This window comes from Altericroceibacterium spongiae (assembly GCF_003610805.1).
Taxonomy (GTDB): domain Bacteria; phylum Pseudomonadota; class Alphaproteobacteria; order Sphingomonadales; family Sphingomonadaceae; genus Altericroceibacterium; species Altericroceibacterium spongiae.
In genome coordinates this window covers 139,410-157,490 of record NZ_RAPF01000006.1, presented here as the reverse complement: position 1 = coordinate 157,490, position 18,081 = coordinate 139,410, and the positions used below count along the sequence as shown (strand labels likewise).

18 protein-coding genes are annotated in these 18,081 nt (G+C 59.5%); 7 read left to right on the top strand and 11 right to left on the bottom strand.

Going from position 1 to position 18,081, the window contains the following annotated elements:
* Positions 1–103: 103 nt before the first annotated feature.
* The 3 genes from D6851_RS12600 to D6851_RS12590 all read right to left on the bottom strand — a co-directional run bounded on the left by D6851_RS12600 (position 104) and on the right by D6851_RS12590 (position 2,811).
* Positions 104–1,780 carry a M56 family metallopeptidase gene (locus D6851_RS12600; protein WP_120325234.1) on the bottom strand — a complete coding sequence of 559 codons (1,677 nt, stop codon included), beginning with the start codon at positions 1,778–1,780 and terminating at the stop codon, positions 104–106.
* Positions 1,777–2,166 carry a BlaI/MecI/CopY family transcriptional regulator gene (locus tag D6851_RS12595; protein ID WP_120325233.1) on the bottom strand — a complete coding sequence of 130 codons (390 nt, stop codon included), beginning with the start codon at positions 2,164–2,166 and terminating at the stop codon, positions 1,777–1,779. Before D6851_RS12595 ends, D6851_RS12600 begins: the two co-directional genes overlap by 4 nt.
* 114 nt (positions 2,167–2,280) lie before the next feature.
* Positions 2,281–2,811, bottom strand: coding sequence for a group III truncated hemoglobin (locus D6851_RS12590; RefSeq protein WP_238474083.1), 531 nt, complete (start codon positions 2,809–2,811; stop codon positions 2,281–2,283).
* 98 nt (positions 2,812–2,909) lie between these two features.
* On the opposite strand from D6851_RS12590, the gene D6851_RS12585 reads away from it, so the two are divergent.
* Positions 2,910–3,596, top strand: a complete 687-nt coding sequence (locus D6851_RS12585; RefSeq protein ID WP_120325232.1) for a peptidylprolyl isomerase — start codon at positions 2,910–2,912, stop codon at positions 3,594–3,596.
* A gap of 97 nt (positions 3,597–3,693) precedes the next feature.
* On the opposite strand, the gene sdhA is transcribed toward D6851_RS12585, so the two are convergent.
* Genes sdhA through sdhC form a run of 3 tightly spaced genes read right to left on the bottom strand, consistent with a single transcriptional unit; the run spans position 3,694 to position 6,293 of the window.
* Complete coding sequence (sdhA, locus tag D6851_RS12580; RefSeq protein ID WP_120325231.1) at positions 3,694–5,514, bottom strand: succinate dehydrogenase flavoprotein subunit; 1,821 nt, start codon at positions 5,512–5,514, stop codon at positions 3,694–3,696.
* Positions 5,514–5,900 (bottom strand): succinate dehydrogenase, hydrophobic membrane anchor protein, encoded by a 387-nt coding sequence (sdhD, locus tag D6851_RS12575; protein WP_120325230.1) that lies wholly within the window; start codon positions 5,898–5,900, stop codon positions 5,514–5,516. Before sdhD ends, sdhA begins: the two co-directional genes overlap by 1 nt.
* A 12-nt stretch (positions 5,901–5,912) precedes the next feature.
* Complete coding sequence (gene sdhC, locus D6851_RS12570) at positions 5,913–6,293, bottom strand: succinate dehydrogenase, cytochrome b556 subunit (RefSeq protein ID WP_120325229.1); 381 nt, start codon at positions 6,291–6,293, stop codon at positions 5,913–5,915.
* A 132-nt stretch (positions 6,294–6,425) separates the two neighbouring features.
* Here sdhC and D6851_RS12565 point away from each other — a divergent pair, with 132 nt between their 5' ends.
* From D6851_RS12565 to D6851_RS12545, 5 genes are all read left to right on the top strand, one after another.
* Positions 6,426–7,142, top strand: coding sequence for an SDR family NAD(P)-dependent oxidoreductase (locus D6851_RS12565; protein WP_120325228.1), 717 nt, complete (start codon positions 6,426–6,428; stop codon positions 7,140–7,142).
* A complete protein-coding gene (gene bla, locus D6851_RS12560; protein ID WP_120325227.1) occupies positions 7,132–8,064 on the top strand; it encodes a subclass B3 metallo-beta-lactamase in 933 nt (310 codons plus the stop codon). Before D6851_RS12565 ends, bla begins: the two co-directional genes overlap by 11 nt.
* A 91-nt stretch (positions 8,065–8,155) precedes the next feature.
* On the top strand, positions 8,156–9,067 hold the full coding sequence (locus tag D6851_RS12555; protein WP_120325226.1) for a 50S ribosomal protein L11 methyltransferase: 912 nt from the start codon (positions 8,156–8,158) through the stop codon (positions 9,065–9,067).
* Positions 9,040–9,738, top strand: a complete 699-nt coding sequence (locus tag D6851_RS12550; protein ID WP_238474082.1) for a TIGR02117 family protein — start codon at positions 9,040–9,042, stop codon at positions 9,736–9,738. Before D6851_RS12555 ends, D6851_RS12550 begins: the two co-directional genes overlap by 28 nt.
* An 85-nt stretch (positions 9,739–9,823) precedes the next feature.
* Positions 9,824–10,273 carry a carboxymuconolactone decarboxylase family protein gene (locus D6851_RS12545; protein WP_120325225.1) on the top strand — a complete coding sequence of 150 codons (450 nt, stop codon included), beginning with the start codon at positions 9,824–9,826 and terminating at the stop codon, positions 10,271–10,273.
* Between the two features lie 59 nt (positions 10,274–10,332).
* Here D6851_RS12545 and ligA read toward each other — a convergent pair whose 3' ends face one another.
* From ligA to D6851_RS12520, 5 genes are all read right to left on the bottom strand, one after another.
* The gene (gene ligA / locus D6851_RS12540; protein ID WP_120325224.1) at positions 10,333–12,516 is read right to left on the bottom strand and encodes an NAD-dependent DNA ligase LigA; all 2,184 of its coding nucleotides are present in this window, start codon (positions 12,514–12,516) and stop codon (positions 10,333–10,335) included.
* 37 nt (positions 12,517–12,553) lie between these two features.
* Positions 12,554–13,270 (bottom strand): DUF4396 domain-containing protein, encoded by a 717-nt coding sequence (locus D6851_RS12535; protein WP_120325223.1) that lies wholly within the window; start codon positions 13,268–13,270, stop codon positions 12,554–12,556.
* An 81-nt stretch (positions 13,271–13,351) separates the two neighbouring features.
* Entirely contained in the window at positions 13,352–15,016 is a 1,665-nt protein-coding gene (recN, locus tag D6851_RS12530) for a DNA repair protein RecN (protein WP_120325222.1), read from the bottom strand.
* Between the two features lie 168 nt (positions 15,017–15,184).
* Positions 15,185–15,994 (bottom strand): outer membrane protein assembly factor BamD, encoded by an 810-nt coding sequence (locus D6851_RS12525; protein WP_238474081.1) that lies wholly within the window; start codon positions 15,992–15,994, stop codon positions 15,185–15,187.
* Between the two features lie 124 nt (positions 15,995–16,118).
* Positions 16,119–17,027 carry a CmcJ/NvfI family oxidoreductase gene (locus D6851_RS12520; protein WP_120325221.1) on the bottom strand — a complete coding sequence of 303 codons (909 nt, stop codon included), beginning with the start codon at positions 17,025–17,027 and terminating at the stop codon, positions 16,119–16,121.
* 108 nt (positions 17,028–17,135) lie between these two features.
* Between D6851_RS12520 and D6851_RS12515 the strand changes: the two genes are divergently transcribed.
* The gene (locus D6851_RS12515) at positions 17,136–17,744 is read left to right on the top strand and encodes a TetR family transcriptional regulator (protein ID WP_120325220.1); all 609 of its coding nucleotides are present in this window, start codon (positions 17,136–17,138) and stop codon (positions 17,742–17,744) included.
* The last annotated feature ends 337 nt before the right edge of the window (positions 17,745–18,081 follow it).

Here is an 18,081-nt window from a genome sequence, read left to right as displayed (position 1 = left end):
ATTTCGCTTGAACATGAAAACGGGAGCAGATCAGGCTGCCCCCGTTCCGTTACACCTGCATTTCCGGCCGGGACTGTGTCGCCAGCCAGATAGCAGGCGCCGCTCAGACTTCTTTCGATAATTCGATAATCTGCCGGTCTATCTCGCTCAACGCTTTGCGCCTTTCCGAAGCAGGGATATTTCTATTCGATGCGATCGATTGGCGAGCGGTTTTCAAACCCTCCACCGCAGTGGCCATGGCACCTGACTGACAGATCGAAATCGCCGTGCCGCCATCGACAATACTGGTCTGAACGACGCTGTCTCCCTGCCCGGAGCAATTCCGGCTCACACTGACAGAATGGGCACTTGCAGCACTCGCGCTTGCAAAAGCCGTCGCTTGTCTTGCCTCAGCTCGCTCCTGCGCCTGTTCTGCACGCTCCATAGCACGTTCGGCCTGTGCTTCAGCGCGCTCTGCGGCTCGTTCACTGCGACGTTCAATAAATTCAACTTTTGCGTCCAGACGGCGCTGCATGACCTCCATATCGCGTTCGAATTTCTCTGCTTCGTCTTCGCTCCAGCCGTTACGGGCATAGGTAGCGCGCATCGCTTCGGCGGATTTGCGGCTGTTTTCCAGCAGGCGCCGTATATCCTGCTGAGTTTGCTGATCCAGCCCTTCGAAAGCCCCGTCGAAACCGTATGATGCAGGTATAGCAGGCGGAGGCGGAGGGGTGTCCGGTTCACCGGGCATCGAAGCGGGTGGCGCAGCAGGGGCTGGCGGTGCTGCCGGTACAGAGGCTGACTGCAAATCCGGCGCAAGCGGTGCAGCAGGCACCGGCGGAACAGAAGAGGCATCGGCATAGGAAATCGAAGCGGTCAGCGGCAAGGCAAGTACCCCTGCTCCGATCAGCCCGCGTGCTAGCCACCGGCGGTGGTCCGAGACATCGTCGCGCGTCAGATTGCGCAGACGATGGATAATGGACTTCTCTCCTAGCACCGGGCAGGCCATGGGCGCCGTTAGTGCGAAATGTTGCCCCTGTGGAAAACCGGCTATCACCGCGGCATAGGCGGCGCGTTCCTCACGCCCCCGCCCTTGTATCACCCGCGCATCGCAGGCCGCTTCCTGATCGCGGCGCATGGCACGCCAGCCTAACCAGGCAAGCGGGTTGAACCAGTGCAGTGCCAGCAGCGGCTGCGCCACAATATTGGCCAGAAGATCGCGCCCGCGATGATGTGCCAGCTCATGCGCAATGGCAAGATCGCGCGCCTTGCGGTCCGGATGCACCATGAAAAGTTCAGGCAAGGCCACTACCTGATCGCGCACACCGAAAGCCACCGGAGACTGTATGGCAGGCGTTTCGACCAGCCGCACCCTGCCCGCATCGCCTACCGGCCGGGCTTCAGCCAGCAACATTTCACGCATCCGGCGATAGCTGATCCAGCGCCACACCAGAAAGCCAACCGCACCCAGCAGCCAGAGCGGGATCAAAATTTCGCTGGCAGACCAGTCTGCAAGCAGGCCATGCGCACTCACCACCGGCTCCACGACCGGTATGGGATCTATCTGCCCGGTTTTTACGGGCGTAAGCGCAATATCCGCTGGCTCCGTCGCTGGAGCGAAACTTGCGGGAAGCAGAATAGGCGGCATCAAAAAACGCAGCAGCGGTATAAGCCACAAGGCATAGGCATAGGATGCGCCGAAATAACGGGCGACAGGCCGCCTCAGTACCAGCACCAGAGCGATAAGCGCCCCGGAATAAAGCAGCGTATCGAACAGGAAATCGAGCAGTTGGGCCATCATTTCCGCAACTCCTTCAAAAGCCTTTCCATTTCATCGATGTCGTCTTCGCTGAGCGCTTCGGCTTCGGCCAGATGCGCCACCAGCGGGGCAGCGCGGCCGCCAAACAGACGATCCACCAGCCGGCGGCTTTCACTGCCGGCATAATCACTGCGGGCAATCAGCGGCGAATAGAGAAAGCGCCGACCATCGGGTTCGGTCGCCACAGCCTCCTTGCTGACAAGGCGGGACAGCAGCGTCTTGACCGTAGCAATGCTCCAGCCGCGCGCCGCGCAGACTGCGTTACAGACATCGGCAGCGGAGAGCGGTGCCTTGTTCCACAAGGCCTCCATCACTGCATATTCGGCGTCGCTGATCCGTTCGGTCTGGTTCTTATCCGGCCCGCTCATAGCAACTCCCTCAGGCTATCGGCTTAATGACTACAGATGTAGTCGATTCGTTTACATCTGTAAACAGAAAAGCGCGATCACGCCGGAGCGGGAGACGGAAAACATCCGCGAAAGTCAGAAATGCGGGAGATTTCCTCCCGCTTTGACTCCGGATATGCCGAAACGCTGCACGGCAATGCCGGTGAGGAAACTGTCCGCGATAGCGCGCGCTCTGTCGCCCACCACACGGCCCCCTTCGCCGCTCAGCCCCAAGTCACGCAGATTGCGATAGAAGAGATTGAGCCAGCGATTGAAATGCGCCTCTTCGAGCCCCTCGATCACGATATGTTTTCGCATCGGCGCACCTGAATATTCACCGCTGCTGTGCAGAATCGAGCGCCAGAAACGCTTCATCTGTGCCAGATGAGCCGGCCAGTCGGCAATCCGCGCTTCGAAAATCGGACCGAGCAGCCCGTCCTCCCGGATCATACCGTAGAACCGCTCCACCATCGCATCGATGAAAGGTTCGTCCAGTCCCAGAGTTTCGGCCATGGCGCGCTTGGCCTTGCGTGCGGCTTCGGCATCGGACGAAGCGCCTGTGGAGCTTGGGGAAGAACCGGTCTTGTGCAGGCGAGCGGGGCCGCCAGAATGCGAATTGTCTGCCATGATGGCGTGTATGTCGGGTGGACGATGTGCGGAATCAATGGGGCATTTCATCCCATTTACCGGTCGACAGTCACAGACGGACTTGCCATCATCGGGCCATGCCTAAATTTGTTCTTTTCGCCGCGCCGCTGCTATTTATCGCGCATAGCGCTTTCGCGCAGGATGTGCCTGCCGAAACGCCTGCTCCCGCTCCGGAAACAGCGCATAAACCCGCCACGCAGCGCGTAATCATCGAGACGACACGCGGCGACATCACCCTCGCGCTCGAAACCGAGCGCGCACCGATCACAGCGGCCAATTTCCTGCGCTATGCCGATGAAGATCGTTTCGATGGCACGGTTTTCTATCGCGCGATGAAAGTGAACTGGGGCGATCAGCCCAACGGTCTGCTGCAAGGCGGCACGCAGAACGACCCCAAGCGCATTCTCGATCCTATCGAGCATGAACCGACCACCGACACCGGCCTCAGCCATACGCGCGGCGCCATTTCCATGGCCCGCTTCGCTCCCGGTACCGCAACAGGCGATTTTTCCATTATGCTGGGTGAGATGACAGGGCTCGACGCCCATCCCGAAGCGGATAATGACGATGCCAAAGCCGGTTTTGCCGTATTCGGTCATGTGGTCGACGGCATGGATGTGGTTGAGAATATTTTCAATTCCGCCATCGATCCGGAAAAAGGCGAAGGGTTTCTGAAAGGGCAGATGCTGGCCGAACCGGTCGAAATTCTCGATGTCCATCGGGTAGAAACCGATGAGGCGGACGAAGACCAACCCACACCCTGATCTCTCCCTTTCGCTGCCCCCCGCAATAGACTGACCCACGAAAAAGGGCCGCTCTGCACTATACAGAGCGGCCCTTTTGGTCAGCCTGGAAACCCGCTTAGTAAACGCGCTTCTTCGGCTTGATATATTCTGCATCATCGGTGAGCGTGAAGTCATGCACCGGGCGATAGCCGATGGTGACATTGCCGCCCTTGCCACCCCAGCCTTCGAACCACACCGAAGTGTGCTTCATCCATTCGGCGTCGTTCCGATCGGGATAGTCCTCATGCGCATGGGCGCCGCGGCTTTCCTTGCGGTTATGCGCGGCATGCATGGTCACCTGTGCCTGTGCCATCAGATTATCGAGTTCCAGCGTTTCGACCAGATCCGAATTCCAGATCATCGAACGGTCGGACACATGGATATCCTGCATCTGCTCATACGTATCGTGCAGCTTGGTCTTGCCTTCGGCCATCAGCTCGTCCGTGCGGAACACGGCGGCGTGGGCCGACATGGTGCGCTGCATTTCGGTGCGCAGCTGCGCCGTCGGGCGCGAACCCTTGGCGTTGCGGAAATGATCGAGACGGCCTAGCGCAAAATCGGCGCTGTCCTTGGGCAGTTCGTCATGGCTCGAATGCGGCTTGATGAGTTCCTTGAGCCGGTGGCCGGTGGCACGGCCGAACACGACAAGGTCGATCAGCGAATTGGAGCCGAGGCGGTTCGCACCATGCACCGACACACAGGCCGCTTCACCCACGGCGAAGAGACCCGGAACCACGCGTTCGGGATCGTCCGGGGTCGGGTTCACCACTTCGCCATGATAATTACAGGGGATACCACCCATATTGTAATGGACTGTCGGCACCACCGGCAAAGGCTGGCGGGTCAGGTCAACCCCGGCAAAGATCTTGCCGCTTTCGGTAATGCCCGGAAGACGTTCGGCCAGAACGGCAGGGTCGATATGGTCGAGATGCAGGAAGATGTGATCCTTATTCTCGCCTACACCGCGCCCTTCCCGGATTTCCAGCGCCATACTACGTGACACAACGTCACGGCTGGCCAAATCCTTAGCGGAAGGCGCATAGCGTTCCATGAAACGCTCACCTTCGGAATTGGTCAGATAACCACCTTCACCGCGCGCGCCTTCGGTAATCAGCACACCGGCGCCGTAAATGCCGGTCGGGTGGAACTGAACGAATTCCATATCCTGCAGGCCGATTCCGGCACGCAGAACCATGCCGCCGCCATCGCCGGTGCAGGTATGTGCGGAAGTGGCGGTGAAATAACACCGGCCATAACCGCCTGTCGCCAGCACAACGGCATGCGCGCGGAAGCGATGAATCGTACCGTCATCGAGGCACCATGCGATCACACCGCGGCACTTGCCGTCTTCCATGATGAGATCGATGGCGAAATATTCGATGAAGAAATCCGCATCATATTTCAGGCTCTGCTGATAGAGCGCATGAAGCATGGCGTGGCCGGTACGGTCCGCCGCGGCGCAGGTGCGCTGCACGGGCGGGCCTTCACCCATATTCTGCATATGGCCGCCAAAGGGGCGCTGATAGATCGTGCCGTCATCGTTACGGCTGAACGGCACACCGGCATGTTCCAGCTCGTAAACCGCCTGAGGTGCTTCGCGCACCATATATTCGATCGCGTCCTGATCGCCCAGCCAGTCCGACCCTTTGACGGTGTCATACATGTGCCAGGACCAGTGATCGGGCGTGTTATTGCCGAGCGAAGCGGCAATACCGCCCTGCGCGGCAACCGTGTGCGAGCGTGTGGGGAAAACCTTGGTAATACAGGCAGTCTTCAGACCGGCCTCTGCGGCACCCATAGTGGCACGCAGGCCCGAACCACCCGCGCCGACAACCACCACGTCATAAGTATGGTCGACGATCTTGTAAGCGGATTCGGAATTTGCGGAAGTGGCCATCAGGCGGCTCCTCCAAAAGCGAGGCGAAGAATGGAAAAGACGCCGAAAGCGGCGCCACCGAATGCGGCGAGGTTCAGTGCGGTGATTGCAGCGAAATAATTGCCGCTTTCATGAACATAATCCTCGATCATAACCTGCAGGCCGAGGCGGGCATGCCAGAAGACCGAGAGGACCAGCAGCGCCATGGCGGTCGCCGGGACGGGCCGGGCGATCCATTCGCTGACCGTGCCGTAGCTCAGATCCGGCAAAAGCAGGATCGAGACGACGAAGAAGCCCACCAGCAGAAGATTGCCGACGGCGGTGAAACGCTGCACCAGCCAGTGATCGGTGCCGCTCTTGGCAGAGCCGAGGCCGCGAACGCGGCCGATAGGAGTTCCGTTACCCATTGTGAGAGATCCTTAAAGCAGCAGCAGCGCGGCCCAGAAGGCGGCTGTCAGCACAAAGGCGATAGCAAAGGTAGCAATCGAACCGGACCGGTTGGCCTTCAGTTCGAAACCCGCACCCATGTCCAGAATGAAGTGACGGATACCCGATGCCATATGATGAAAGAAAGCCCAGCTGATCCCTACCAGCACAACATAACCGATCCATGATGTCGCCACGGCGGTGAATGTTGCATAGGCTTCGGGTCCGCTTGCCAATGCGCCGAGCCACCAGAGAAGAACCGGCAGCGCGACGAAGGACATGCCGTCCCCGGTAACGCGGTGGAAGATGGAGGCCGCCATATGCGGGCCCCATTTATAGACTTGAAGATGCGGTGAGAGCGGACGGTTCGCCATGTTTCGCCTAACCCAGAAATAAGACAACGCGCGCCAGCCACGCGCCTGATCGATGGCTCTCCCTTAACGAAATCCAGCCCTGAGGCAAGCCAACGACTTGGCGCGCGGCCACTCTGCGCCTATCCCGGTGCTATGGAACAGCCAAGAATACTGGTCACCGGAGCAAGCCGTGGAATCGGCAAGGCAACCGCAGAAATGCTGCAATTGCGAGGGGCTCAGGTGCTTCGCCATGCCAGCCGGACGCGAGGAACCGACATTATTGCAGCCGATTTCAGCGAGCCCAGCGCAGCGCAGATTCTCTGGCAGGAAGCGCTCGCGCGCAGCAATGGGCGACTCGACGTGCTGGTCAATAATGCCGGATATTTCGCCGCCAATCCCGTCGACTCGTCGGATATTGAATGGCTCGACCGGTGGGAAGAGACGCTGCGAATCAATCTGACCGCCGCGGCACAGCTCAGCCGTTTTGCGATACGACACTGGCAGGAAACCGGCACGCCGGGCCGGATCGTGCATATTGCCAGCCGCGCCGGCCATCGCGGCGACTCGCCGGACCACTGGCATTATGCCGCCGCGAAGGGAGGTATGCTGGCCATGCACAAGACCATCGCCCGCGCGTATGCCGGACAGGGCGTTATGAGCTATGCCATCACACCGGGCTTCACCGACACGTCGCTGAACGATGATTTTCTCGACAGCCGGGGCGGCCCGGCGCTGCTTAACGACATTCCACTGGGCCGCGTCGCCCGGCCCGAGGAAATTGCCAGAATAGCTGTTTTTTGCGCATTGGATGCGCCCGAAAGCATGACCGGAGCCACTCTCGACGCCAATGGAGCAAGCTATGTCCGTTAAAAGGCTTATTCCGGCTGCTGCCGCTTTATTCCTGACCAGCCTCTCATGCCCCGGTGCCGCCATAGCGCAGGATAAACAGGATGCCCCCTCGCAGGAGGGGCCCGGCTGGGATGCCGAAGCACAGAAAGCCTGGGCGCAGCAATGCGAACAATGGGACGAATGGAGCAAAGCCGGCCCGCCTTTCCGCATTTACGGCAATAGCTATTATGTCGGCACTTGCGGGATTTCCTCGATCCTCATTACCGGCGATCAGGGCCATGTGCTGATCGATGGAGGTACCACGGCAGGTCCCGATATTATCGCCGCCAATATCGAAAAGCTCGGTTTCAAACTGTCCGACGTGAAATTGCTGCTCATCAGCCACGAACATTACGATCATGCCGGCGGCATTGCCGAATTGCAGCGCCGCAGCGGAGCGAAGCTGCTGGTGACGCCCGAAGCGAAACCGGTAATGGAAAGCGGTATTCCGGCAGAAAACGATCCCCAAAAGGCCGATCTGTTGCCGTTCCCGGCGGCACGCGTGGATGGCACACTGGAAAACGGCAAACCGGTACGGGTCGGTTCGCTTTTGCTTATTCCGCATGTCACGCCCGGCCACACTCCGGGTGCAGTGAGCTGGCAATGGCGCTCCTGCGCAGGCAGAACCTGTGCCGCCATGGTTTATGCTGACAGTCTGTCTCCTGTCTCCAGCGGATCCTATCGCTTCAGCGATCATCCCGCCTATGTCGCGGCCTATCGCAAAGGTCTGGCTCATCTCGCGCAGCTCGACTGTACCATTCTGCTCACGCCGCACCCTTCCGCCAGCCATATGTGGAAGCGTTTTTCTTTTGGCTCACCCTTCGGGGAGCCTTCCTGCCGTGCCTATGCGCGGGATCTGTCCGAAAGGCTCGACGGTAAGCTGGGGCACGAAAATCCGCGATGAGCGACAAATTTGTAGCGCTAATAAATTGCAAAAATAAGCCATTTATGCGCATGGCTGATACCGGGCCGCCGATAATATGAATGGACACACTATGCCGGTAAGTTGGAAGATCAGCCTCTTCGCTCCGAAGCAGATCGTGCAAGATGCGTTGCTGGCACATGACGACGTGCCCGACTGGGATTACGAGATCGTTATTTCGGGCCGTGAAGTCGAAGAAAGCCGCCCGCAGGACTGGGTGCTCGAAGCCTGGGTACCCCGCGAGCCGGACGAGGCAGACAAGGCTGCGATTGCCGCCCTGTTCGGCGGGGATGCGCCTGACATGGCGGTGGAAGCCCTTCCCGAAACCGACTGGGTCACCGAAAGCCAGAAAGGCGTCGAACCCATCCGTGCCGGACGGTTCCATATCCGCACCCCGGACCATCCCGTTCTGGAAGAAGCGGGTGTCACCGATTTCGCGATTCCCGCCAGTCAGGCTTTCGGTACCGGTCAGCATCGAACCACTGCAGGCTGCCTCGCCATGCTGACCGAAATGAAGAAGCGCGGTGTCTTGGCACGCAATATTGCCGATATCGGGACCGGTACGGGATTGCTGGCCTTTGCCGCGCTCGACCTGTGGCCCGCCGCAAAAGCCACTGCAAGCGATATCGATGCGGTCTGCGCACAGGTCGTTGCCGATAATGCACAGATGAACGGGCTGACGCTGGGCGCCGGTGCGGGCGAGACGACCATGGTCATCGCCGATGGTATGGACGATCCGCTGCTGCAATCGCGCGGGCCATACGATCTGCTGATCGCCAATATTCTGGCCGGTCCGCTGATCGAACTGGCACAGGATTTTGCCGCCAGCGTGAGCCCGCGCGGCCATGTGCTGCTCGCCGGCCTGCTCACCACGCAGGAACCGGCGGTGCGCGACGCCTATCGCCGGGCGGGTTTCCGCCTTTCTGCCAGACTGGTGAACGGAGACTGGTCGATCCTGTGGCTGCGCCGCCGCTTCTCCCGCTGAGCCGGCTGTTCCGTGCGCTGCGCGCCGTTTTCATCGGCGCGATTGCCGCATTGCTGCTGTTTCTGCTGGCGAGCTGGATCGGCTCTTCCATTCCTCGCAATCGCGGCTGGCAGGAACCGCAGAGCGGCGTGACGATCATGGTGGAAAGCAACGGCATCCATACATCGCTGATCGTGCCGCTGGTGAACGGTATCAAGGACTGGCGCAGCGATTTTCCCGCGCGCGATGTCGATCTGACCGGGCGGCCCTATACTCATCTTTCGATCAGTTGGGGCGAGCACGAAGTTTTCATCAACACGCCGAGCTGGAACGATCTTTCTCCCCTCACTGTTATGCGCATTATCGGTATGGGCGGTGAGGGAGCGCTGCATGTCAGCCATTATGTCCGCCCGGCCGCGTCCAATTATGTTCGCCCGATCACGCTGACAGGCAGCCAGTACGCCCGGCTGGTGAAGGCAATGGAACGCTCAATCCCGCCCCGCCCGCGCATCCGCCATCACGGTTATGGCCCGCAGGATGTCTTTTATGACGCACCGGGCCATTATACTGCCAGCAATACCTGCAATCAGTGGACCAGCAATATGCTCGCCGAGGCGGGTGTCAGAACCGGCTGGTGGACGCCCTTTTCCGGCGGCGTGATGAAATGGATCGATACGCCATCGGAGCGTTAGGCTCAGGACGCAGGGCAGACAGATTGTCATCTTGTTTTCACAGGTCCGCAGCATTATTGCCTGAACGAACAAAAGGAGAACTACGATGCAGTCACGGCTCAATTATCACACGGTTATCCCTGAGGGCATGAAGGCTCTGGGCGGAGTCCATCAATATGTCGCCAATTGCGGTTTGCCGCGTATTCTCACCGAGCTGGTTTATCTCCGGGTCAGCCAGATCAATGGCTGCGCCTTTTGCATCGACACCCATATCGCCGCGCTGCTCGAAGAAGGCATGGAGCAGACCAAGATTAACCTCGTTTCGGTGTGGGACGAAATGGGCGAGCTGTTTTCCGAACGCGAACAGGCTGCGCTCGAATGGGCCGAAACGGTCACCTATGTCGATGACACCCATGTGCCCGAGGAAGCTTTCGAAAATGTCCGTGAAGTGTTCGATGAAAAGGAAGTGGCCGACCTGACCATGGCGATCGGTATTATGGGCGCCTATAACCGCATGGCGGTCAGCTTCCGCACCGTCCCCAAAAGCGTCAGATGAGATAAGCGCTCACCCGCTCTCCGCCTTCCCGAAATATGAGAAGGCGGAGAGCGGGCGCTTTATCCTGCCGCCCTGACGATGTCGGCCCAGGCGGCCTCATCGATCACTTCGATACCCAGTTCAGCGGCTTTCTTGAGTTTGGAACCGGCCCCCGGCCCTGCCACCACAAGATCGGTCTTGGCGCTGACCGAGCCCACCGCTTTGGCGCCCAGCGCTTCGGCCTGCGCCTTGGCTTCATCGCGGCTCATAGTTTCGAGCTTTCCGGTGAAAACCACTGTTTTTCCTGCAACTTCGCTGTCCTTCACGTCCACTTCGTAAAGCGGCGGATCCAGCTCTGCCATCAGATCGTCCCACACCTCACGGTTATGCTGTTCATGAAAGAAGTCGGCCAGCGCTTCGCCCACGGCAAGGCCGATCCCGTCCGCCCGCACTTCGAGAATCTGCTTCACTGTATCGGTCAGCCTTTCGCGAAACTTATTATCGGATTCGCCTTCGGCCCGCGGATGCTCCGCGAAATAGCGATGAAGTTCGGCGGCTTTTTCAGGGAGCCTGTGGATATCCGTGAGCCCTTTCATCAGATCGCGCGCCGTTACCGCCCCGACATGGCGGATTCCGAGGCCGAACAGCAATCTGGCGGCATCCGGACTGCGCTTGGCTTCCACAGAGGCTAACAGGTTGTCCACAGACTTTTCCTGCCAGCCTTCCAGCTCCAGAATATCCTTGCGCCGCTTGCGCAGGCGGAAAATATCGGCCGGACTTTCGAGCCAGCCCAGCGCGAAGAATTGCGCAATGGTCTTTTCTCCCAGCCCTTCAATATCGAGCGCGCCACGGCTGACGAAATGTTCGAGCCTCTCGGTTCGCTGGGCAGGACAAATGAGTCCGCCCGTGCAGCGCACATCCACTTCCCCTTCCTCGGCAACCGCTTCACTGCCGCATTCCGGGCAATGATCGGGAAAGGCAAAGGGCTCACGGCTGTCATCGCGACTGAGATTATCGACTACCTGGGGGATCACATCGCCCGCCCGCTGGATCACCACGCGATCGCCGGGCCGCACACCCAGCCGGGCGATTTCATCGCGATTATGCAAGGTAACATTGGTGACGGTGACACCCCCCACCAGCACGGGGGCAAGCCGTCCCACCGGCGTCAGCTTGCCCGTGCGGCCAACCTGAATGTCAATCGCCTCCAGTGTGGTCTGCGCCTGCTCGGCAGGGAATTTATGTGCCATCGCCCAGCGCGGTGCCCTGGCCACAAAGCCCAGCCGCTCCTGATAATCGAGCCGGTTGACCTTGTAGACCACCCCGTCGATTTCATAACCCAGCGCTGCCCGGCGCTCCGCAATATCGCGATAATGGGCCAGCATCTCTTCGGTGCTGTCACATAATTTCAGATCGGGCGAGATCGGCAGGCCCCAGCAGGCGATCTGCTGCATCACATCAAATTGCGTATCCCCCGGAAGGCCACCTTCGCTCACGGCCCCCCAGCCATGCGCCCAGAAGCGCAAAGGGCGTCTGGCCGTGACAGCGGCATCCTTCTGCCGCAGCGATCCTGCCGCCGCATTGCGCGGATTGGCAAATTGCCGCGCTCCTGCCGGATCGAAAGGATCGCCTTTCGCCTCCGCCTTTGCCTTCGCCTCTTCGAGAAGTTCTTCATTGAGCTTCACAAAGCTTTGCTTTTCCATATAAACTTCACCCCGAACTTCGAAAAGATCGGGCCAGTTTTCACCGGAAAGCCGCTGCGGAATATCGGCGATATGCGTAACATTGGCAGTGACATTTTCACCCACCTGCCCGTCGCCCCGTGTGGCTGCCAGAACCAGCTCCCCCCTCTCATAACGCAGTGAACAGGACAGGCCGTCAATCTTGTCCTCCGCCGTAAAGCTGAGCGGTTCATCCGTACCTATTCTCAGAAACCGGCGGATACGGGCCACGAAATCGGCCACCTCATCATCGTCGAACGCATTGTCGAGGCTCATCATACGAACCTCATGCGACACCTTGGAAAGCGGCGAGGCGGTAATATCATGCCCCACCGCCGCGGACGGCGAATCCTCGCGCACCAGATGGGGAAACTGCGCTTCCAGTTCGGCATTGCGCCGAACCAGTGCATCATATTCCTGATCGGTGATCTCCGGCGCGTCTTCGGCGTGATAGAGCCGGTTATGCTTCCTGATCTGCCGGGCAAGCCGCATCAGTTCATTGGCGGCTTCGGCTTCGCTGAAAGGGTCTGTATCCTTGGGCATGGCGTTCCTATGGCCCGAAAACCCATGAGAAACCAGCTTACATCCGCTCTTTCACACCACTTTCGATAAGCCAGTAATTGGTCGGCCAGGCGGTACAGAATCCGGCCAGCATGGCCACCTGCATGGCGAACCAGAATTCAGGCGAGGCGACATGCGCCACCGCGCCATAAGCAGGCTTGAACCAGACGAACTGGGCGATAGCCATCAGCCCGTACATGCCCACCTGCCAGCTTGTAATCGAAGCGAAGTCGGCCTTGACCGCCTGCCGGATTCCTTCCCGGCGAGTGAGATCGCGCATCGGCTTGATAGTGAAATACTGAAAGGCCACACCAAGGATGAAAGCCACGATATAGTCGAGTATCCAGACCGCAAAGATCTTCTCGGCGAAAAGCGAATGCCAGCCCAGCCAGACAGCGATTTGCGGCAAGGCAAAAGCGGCCCATTCGGCGATGATATCGCCCAGCGTGCAGCCGGCGCCGCAATGGCTCGCACCCTTGGTCACAGAGACCCAAAAAGGCGTATCGTCCTCCCGTTCGGCCGTATCTTCCGCTTTCATCCGGCCAAAGCGGAAATAGAGCGCCAGCCAGATAACCGAGCCGAACAGAGCGGTCAGAGGCCAGACCCAGTTCATGATGGTCATTTTCTGCGGATGGCGCGCAATATCGACAAGGACGATAAGCGCACAAACCGCGCCCAGAAGCAGGGAAAGGATCGCAAGGGTATGAAGCCAGTTCGGAAAATCGGCATGGTGCATAGGGCAACGCCTCCTCTGATTGCCCCTTATCAATGGTACACTGCCCCAATTGTTTCGAAACAGTGCGTTACATCAATAAGCTCAAACGCCTTCGAGTAGCCGATCAGCCTGAGCGCGCGCTTCTGCGGTGATTTCGGCGCCTGACAGCATCCGCGCGATTTCCTCCTGCCGTCCCGCTGCGTCAAGCAGTGCCACGCCAGTGCGGGTCACCGTACCTTCGGAGCTTTTGGCAATCATGTAATGCGTCCGCCCGCGCGCCGCGACCTGCGGACTGTGCGTGACGGCGAGCAATTGCCCGCTATCGGCCAGCCGCGCGAGCCTTTCTCCGATGGCCGAGGCAACCGCCCCGCCCACGCCGCGATCGATCTCGTCGAAAATTACCGTCGCCGCACCGCCCTGCTCGGCCAGCGCGACTTTCAGCGCGAGAATGAAACGTGACAATTCGCCGCCGCTGGCAATTTTGGCAAGCGGCGCGAAATCCGCACCGGGATTGGTGGCAATGAGAAACTCTGCCGCATCCATGCCTTGCATGCCCCAGCGCTCCTCAGGCAGCAGCGTCACCGCTGTCTGGAAACGGGCGGCATCGAGTTTGAGCGGAGCGAGTTCGGCGGCGACCGCCTTGTCGAGCCGGATCGCGGCTTTCACGCGCTGCTCATGCAGTTTTTCGGCAAGCTTACGGTAGCGTTCACCGGCCTCACTGGCGGCCTGCTCCAGCTTCGTCAGCTCCGCTTCTCCGCCTTCGATGGAAGCCAGCGCCTCACGCATTTCGGCCAGCCTTGCCGGGAGATCGTCAGGCTGACAGCCATGTTTGCGGGCGAGAGCGCGCATTTCGAACAGGCGTGTCTCGATCCGGTCGAGTTCTGCCGGATCGAATTGCAGCGCATCGGCGGCCGCTTCCAGCTTCTCTTCCGCTTCGCCCGCCTCGATCACCGCGCGGTCGAGCGCAGCCAGTGCTTCGGCCAGCAATTCATGCTCCGAAGCGATGCGATCAAGCCGCCGCGCCGCGCCGCGCAAGATGGCGAGTGCGGAATCGGAACCGTCCCATAAATGGCGCAGATCTTCGAGATCCACTGCCAGCTTCTCGCCCTTCTGCATATCGGCGCGGGCGAGCGCCAGCTGCTCTTCCTCACCGGGCTGCGCATCCAGCGTTTCCAGCTCGGCCAGATGCGCGCCGAGCAGGTCCTCTTCGGCTCTGGCCTGTTCGATCGCTTCGCGCGCAGTGGCGAGCCTGCTTTCCGCTGCCCGCCAGTTTGCCCAGGCGCGTTCCACACTGGCCAGGTCGATCCCCGCATACCGGTCCAGCAGCGCGCGGTGCCCTCTGGGATTGACCAGCCCGCGATCGTCATGCTGGCCATGCAGTTCCACCAGAGCGGGCGCGATATCGCGCAGCAACGCAACCCCCACCGGCTGATCGTTGATGAAAGCCTTGGACCCGCCATCAGCCTTCACCCGGCGGCGGATAATCAGCGGTTCGCCCGTCTCCAGCTCGATTTCCGCGTCGGCCAGCGCCTTGCGGATCAGGTCCGGCATAAAAATGAAGTCGAATGTCGCCGTGACGCTCGCCTGATCCTCCCCGGCGCGCACCAGCCCGCTATCGGCCCTGTTGCCGAGAATCAGGCCCAGCGCATCGAGCAGAATCGACTTGCCAGCCCCGGTTTCCCCGGTCAGCACGCCCAGACCCTGCCCGAAAGACAATTCGAGCGCCTCTATGAGGACAATATTGCGAATGGTCAGCGCGGTCAGCATCGGAATGGATGATTAGCCCAAGCAAAGCCCCGCGTCACCTCTTGTCAGCATCGCAGCGGGCAAAATGTTCACGAAATGTACCACTTCATTGCGCTTCTTCGCCTCCCGCGCAACAAAAAAGCAGCCCGAAAGCTGCTTTCCTGCATCATTACTGTCCGGCCCGGTGGCTCAGTTGGCGGCGAAAGTCGGTGCCTTGTCTTCCATCAGCTCATAGGCCCGCTTGTACCATTTGCTGCCCGGATAGTTCGATCCGAGCACCGCGGCATATTTCTTCGCTTCACTCGGAATACCCAGGGCCAGATTGGTTTCGGTCAGACGGAAAAGCGCTTCGGGCGTGTGGCTGGTGCGCTGATATTTCTCGATGACATTCTGGAACCGGATCTGCGCGCCGAGCCAGCGGCCCGAACGTTCATAAAAGCGGCCAATCTCCATCTCCTTACCTGCCAGATGGTCATAGACGAGATCGGTCTTGAGCCGGGCATCGGCGGCATACTGGCTGTCCGGAAAGCGCCTCTCGACCTCCTGAAGCGCGGTCAGCGCCTGTTCGGTGATTTTCTGGTCCCGCTCGACATCGCTGATCTGCTCATAATAGCACAGGGCGATGAGATAATAAGCATAAGGCGCATCCTTATTGCCGGGGTGAATCGACAGAAAGCGCTGCGCCGACTGGATCGACTGGTTGTAATCGCGCGACACATAATAGCTGAAAGCGCTCATTAACTGCGCACGGCGCGCCCAGGGCGAATATGGGTGCTGCCGCTCGACTTCATCGAACAGCGCCGCCGCCATTTTGGCATTACCCTGATCGAGACGGTCTTTCGCCGCCGTATAGAGCGATTCCACATCGCGGGCGACATAAGCCATTTCTTCACGATTCTGGCCTCCGCCACAGGCAGCGGTGAAAACAGTCGCCAATGCGGCCGTAGCCATCATCACGGGGCGAAGGAGCGAGCGGTTGTTCGTGGTCAGCGCGGACATGCCAGAGCCTATAGCCAGCCTCGGGATGAACGCCAAGTGAAGTTGCACAGCCATACCCGCTTTTGCCGATCCGATGCCGGCGGGAGAGGCGAAGAGCACCGGCTTCCCCCTCCCCGGCCGGAGATCATTCGAAAAAGGCGATCGAGCGCAATTCGATGCTTTCGCGCGGCTTTGCATCGGGAAAGCTGGAATCGATAAAGGCCGTGTGCGGGCACCGCCATGTAGTGCTTTCATCGGAATCGTAGAATTTGAAGAACAGCACGTCATCGACATTCATATTCGAGAAATACCACCAGCGATGATTCGGATTGTAACGGAAGATCGTCGCTGCAATCATCTCTTCTTCACCTTCGACCGGCGCGGTCAGCGCGTCGCCCGTCGGAAATTCATCGACCACGAAGAGCGTATTGGATTCCTCATCGCCCAGCGGTGCTGAGCGCCCGTCGCACACAGCGAGCGGCACATCCTGCGGCCCCGGTGAGAATGTGCGCCAGAAACTGGTTGCAATGAACCGCCTGAAGCCCGGACCATCGGGAAAATGCTCACGATAGGTCGCTTCGGCCACCGCACGTGCCGTGCGCGGATTGAAGTCGATATGCGCTTCGCCAGCGGGCGGCTGCACCCCACCCGAATGCTGATAATTTTCCTGCTTCTTTTTAATATGCTCGCTGAGATCGAGCGAGGTGCGGATCATCCAGCCACGCGCGACGACCTTGTCCGCCCCCGTCAGACGCCTGATCGCATCTTCGGTTTCACGCTCATATTTGGCGGTCACTTCCTCCTTATCGTGGAAATCACTCACCGCACTGGGGGACCGGGCCAGCATAAAGCCATGCGTATCGAATTCGAAATGGTCGCGGATCGGCATACCGTCGCGCACAACCATTTCATAATCCGCATAGTCGCCCGTATTCATCTCTTCCCCTTGTGACACATAGCGGCGGGTCACAAAGTCGCCCGGCGCGAGGTAGCGGATCATGGTTCGCGTTTGCCGGGCGGTTTCTTCAATATCGGTCTGGGCCAGACTTGCCATCACACTCTCTCCTCTTATGCGGCTTATACCGTGGTTTTCCGACTTGTATAAATCGCCGATTCCGTGAATTTATGCAAGCGATTAAATTTTAGAGATGGTAACGAGGATATGACCGGAAAGAGCAAAGCCAGACTTCTCGCCGCAGCCGAGCGGATCGTCATCGAACATGGGGTGGGTTATCTGACCGTGCGTCGGGTGGGCGATCTGGCAGGACTGAACTCTGCCCTGATAACTTATCACTTTGGCGGGGTGGCAGGGCTGCTCGAAACATTATGCGATCATAACCTCATGCCCATGCGCGAAGCGTGGAAGGCTCTGGATGAGCCCCTGCCCGATGATGATGCAGCCCTGCCGGTGCTGTTGCGCCGCTGGCTGGAGCCCCTGCTGCTGCCCGGCGCCTTTACGCCCGGCGGCCGCGCTCTGGCGGTAATCGATGAAATCGCCTCACGCGAAAGCGGTGAGCTGAGCGAGCGGCTGACCCATGAAATGGCCGCAATCGCCCGGAATGTCATGCGGCTTGCGCAACCTCATCTGCCGCATCTTTCACCGGAAGAACTGATGGCCCGGCTGCGTTTCATTGCCGGGGCAGCGCTCGGCCCGCCGCCGCGCACGCGCCTGAACCGCGAAGGCATATTCGCCAATACGGGCGAGGAAGGAACGAACCAGCTTGTCCGCTTCGCCTATGCCGCCCTGTCGGGCCCCGGCGATGGGGAATGACGGGATGATTCGTGCTGCAAGAGTAAGGGAAAGGCTTTCAGCTTTTTGACCTTTCGCACACTCTCTCGCGCCCTCACCCTGCCCAATTTCCGACCATCACTCGAAACGAATTCCACTTTCCAACTATTTATCATGCGCTTGCCAGACAATTTACCCGGAATCCCTTGCTTTAAGCAAAACTGACTAGTCTCCGTTAGGCGTTTCGAAATGAAACGAATGCAAAGCAACCCTGCCCGTTCGACAGCATCCGGCTATGGGACGAGCCTATCAGGATCTGAATTGAGAGAGAGATTGCTATCGTGTCGCTGACTTGCCGAACTTCGCTTTCCCTTGCTGC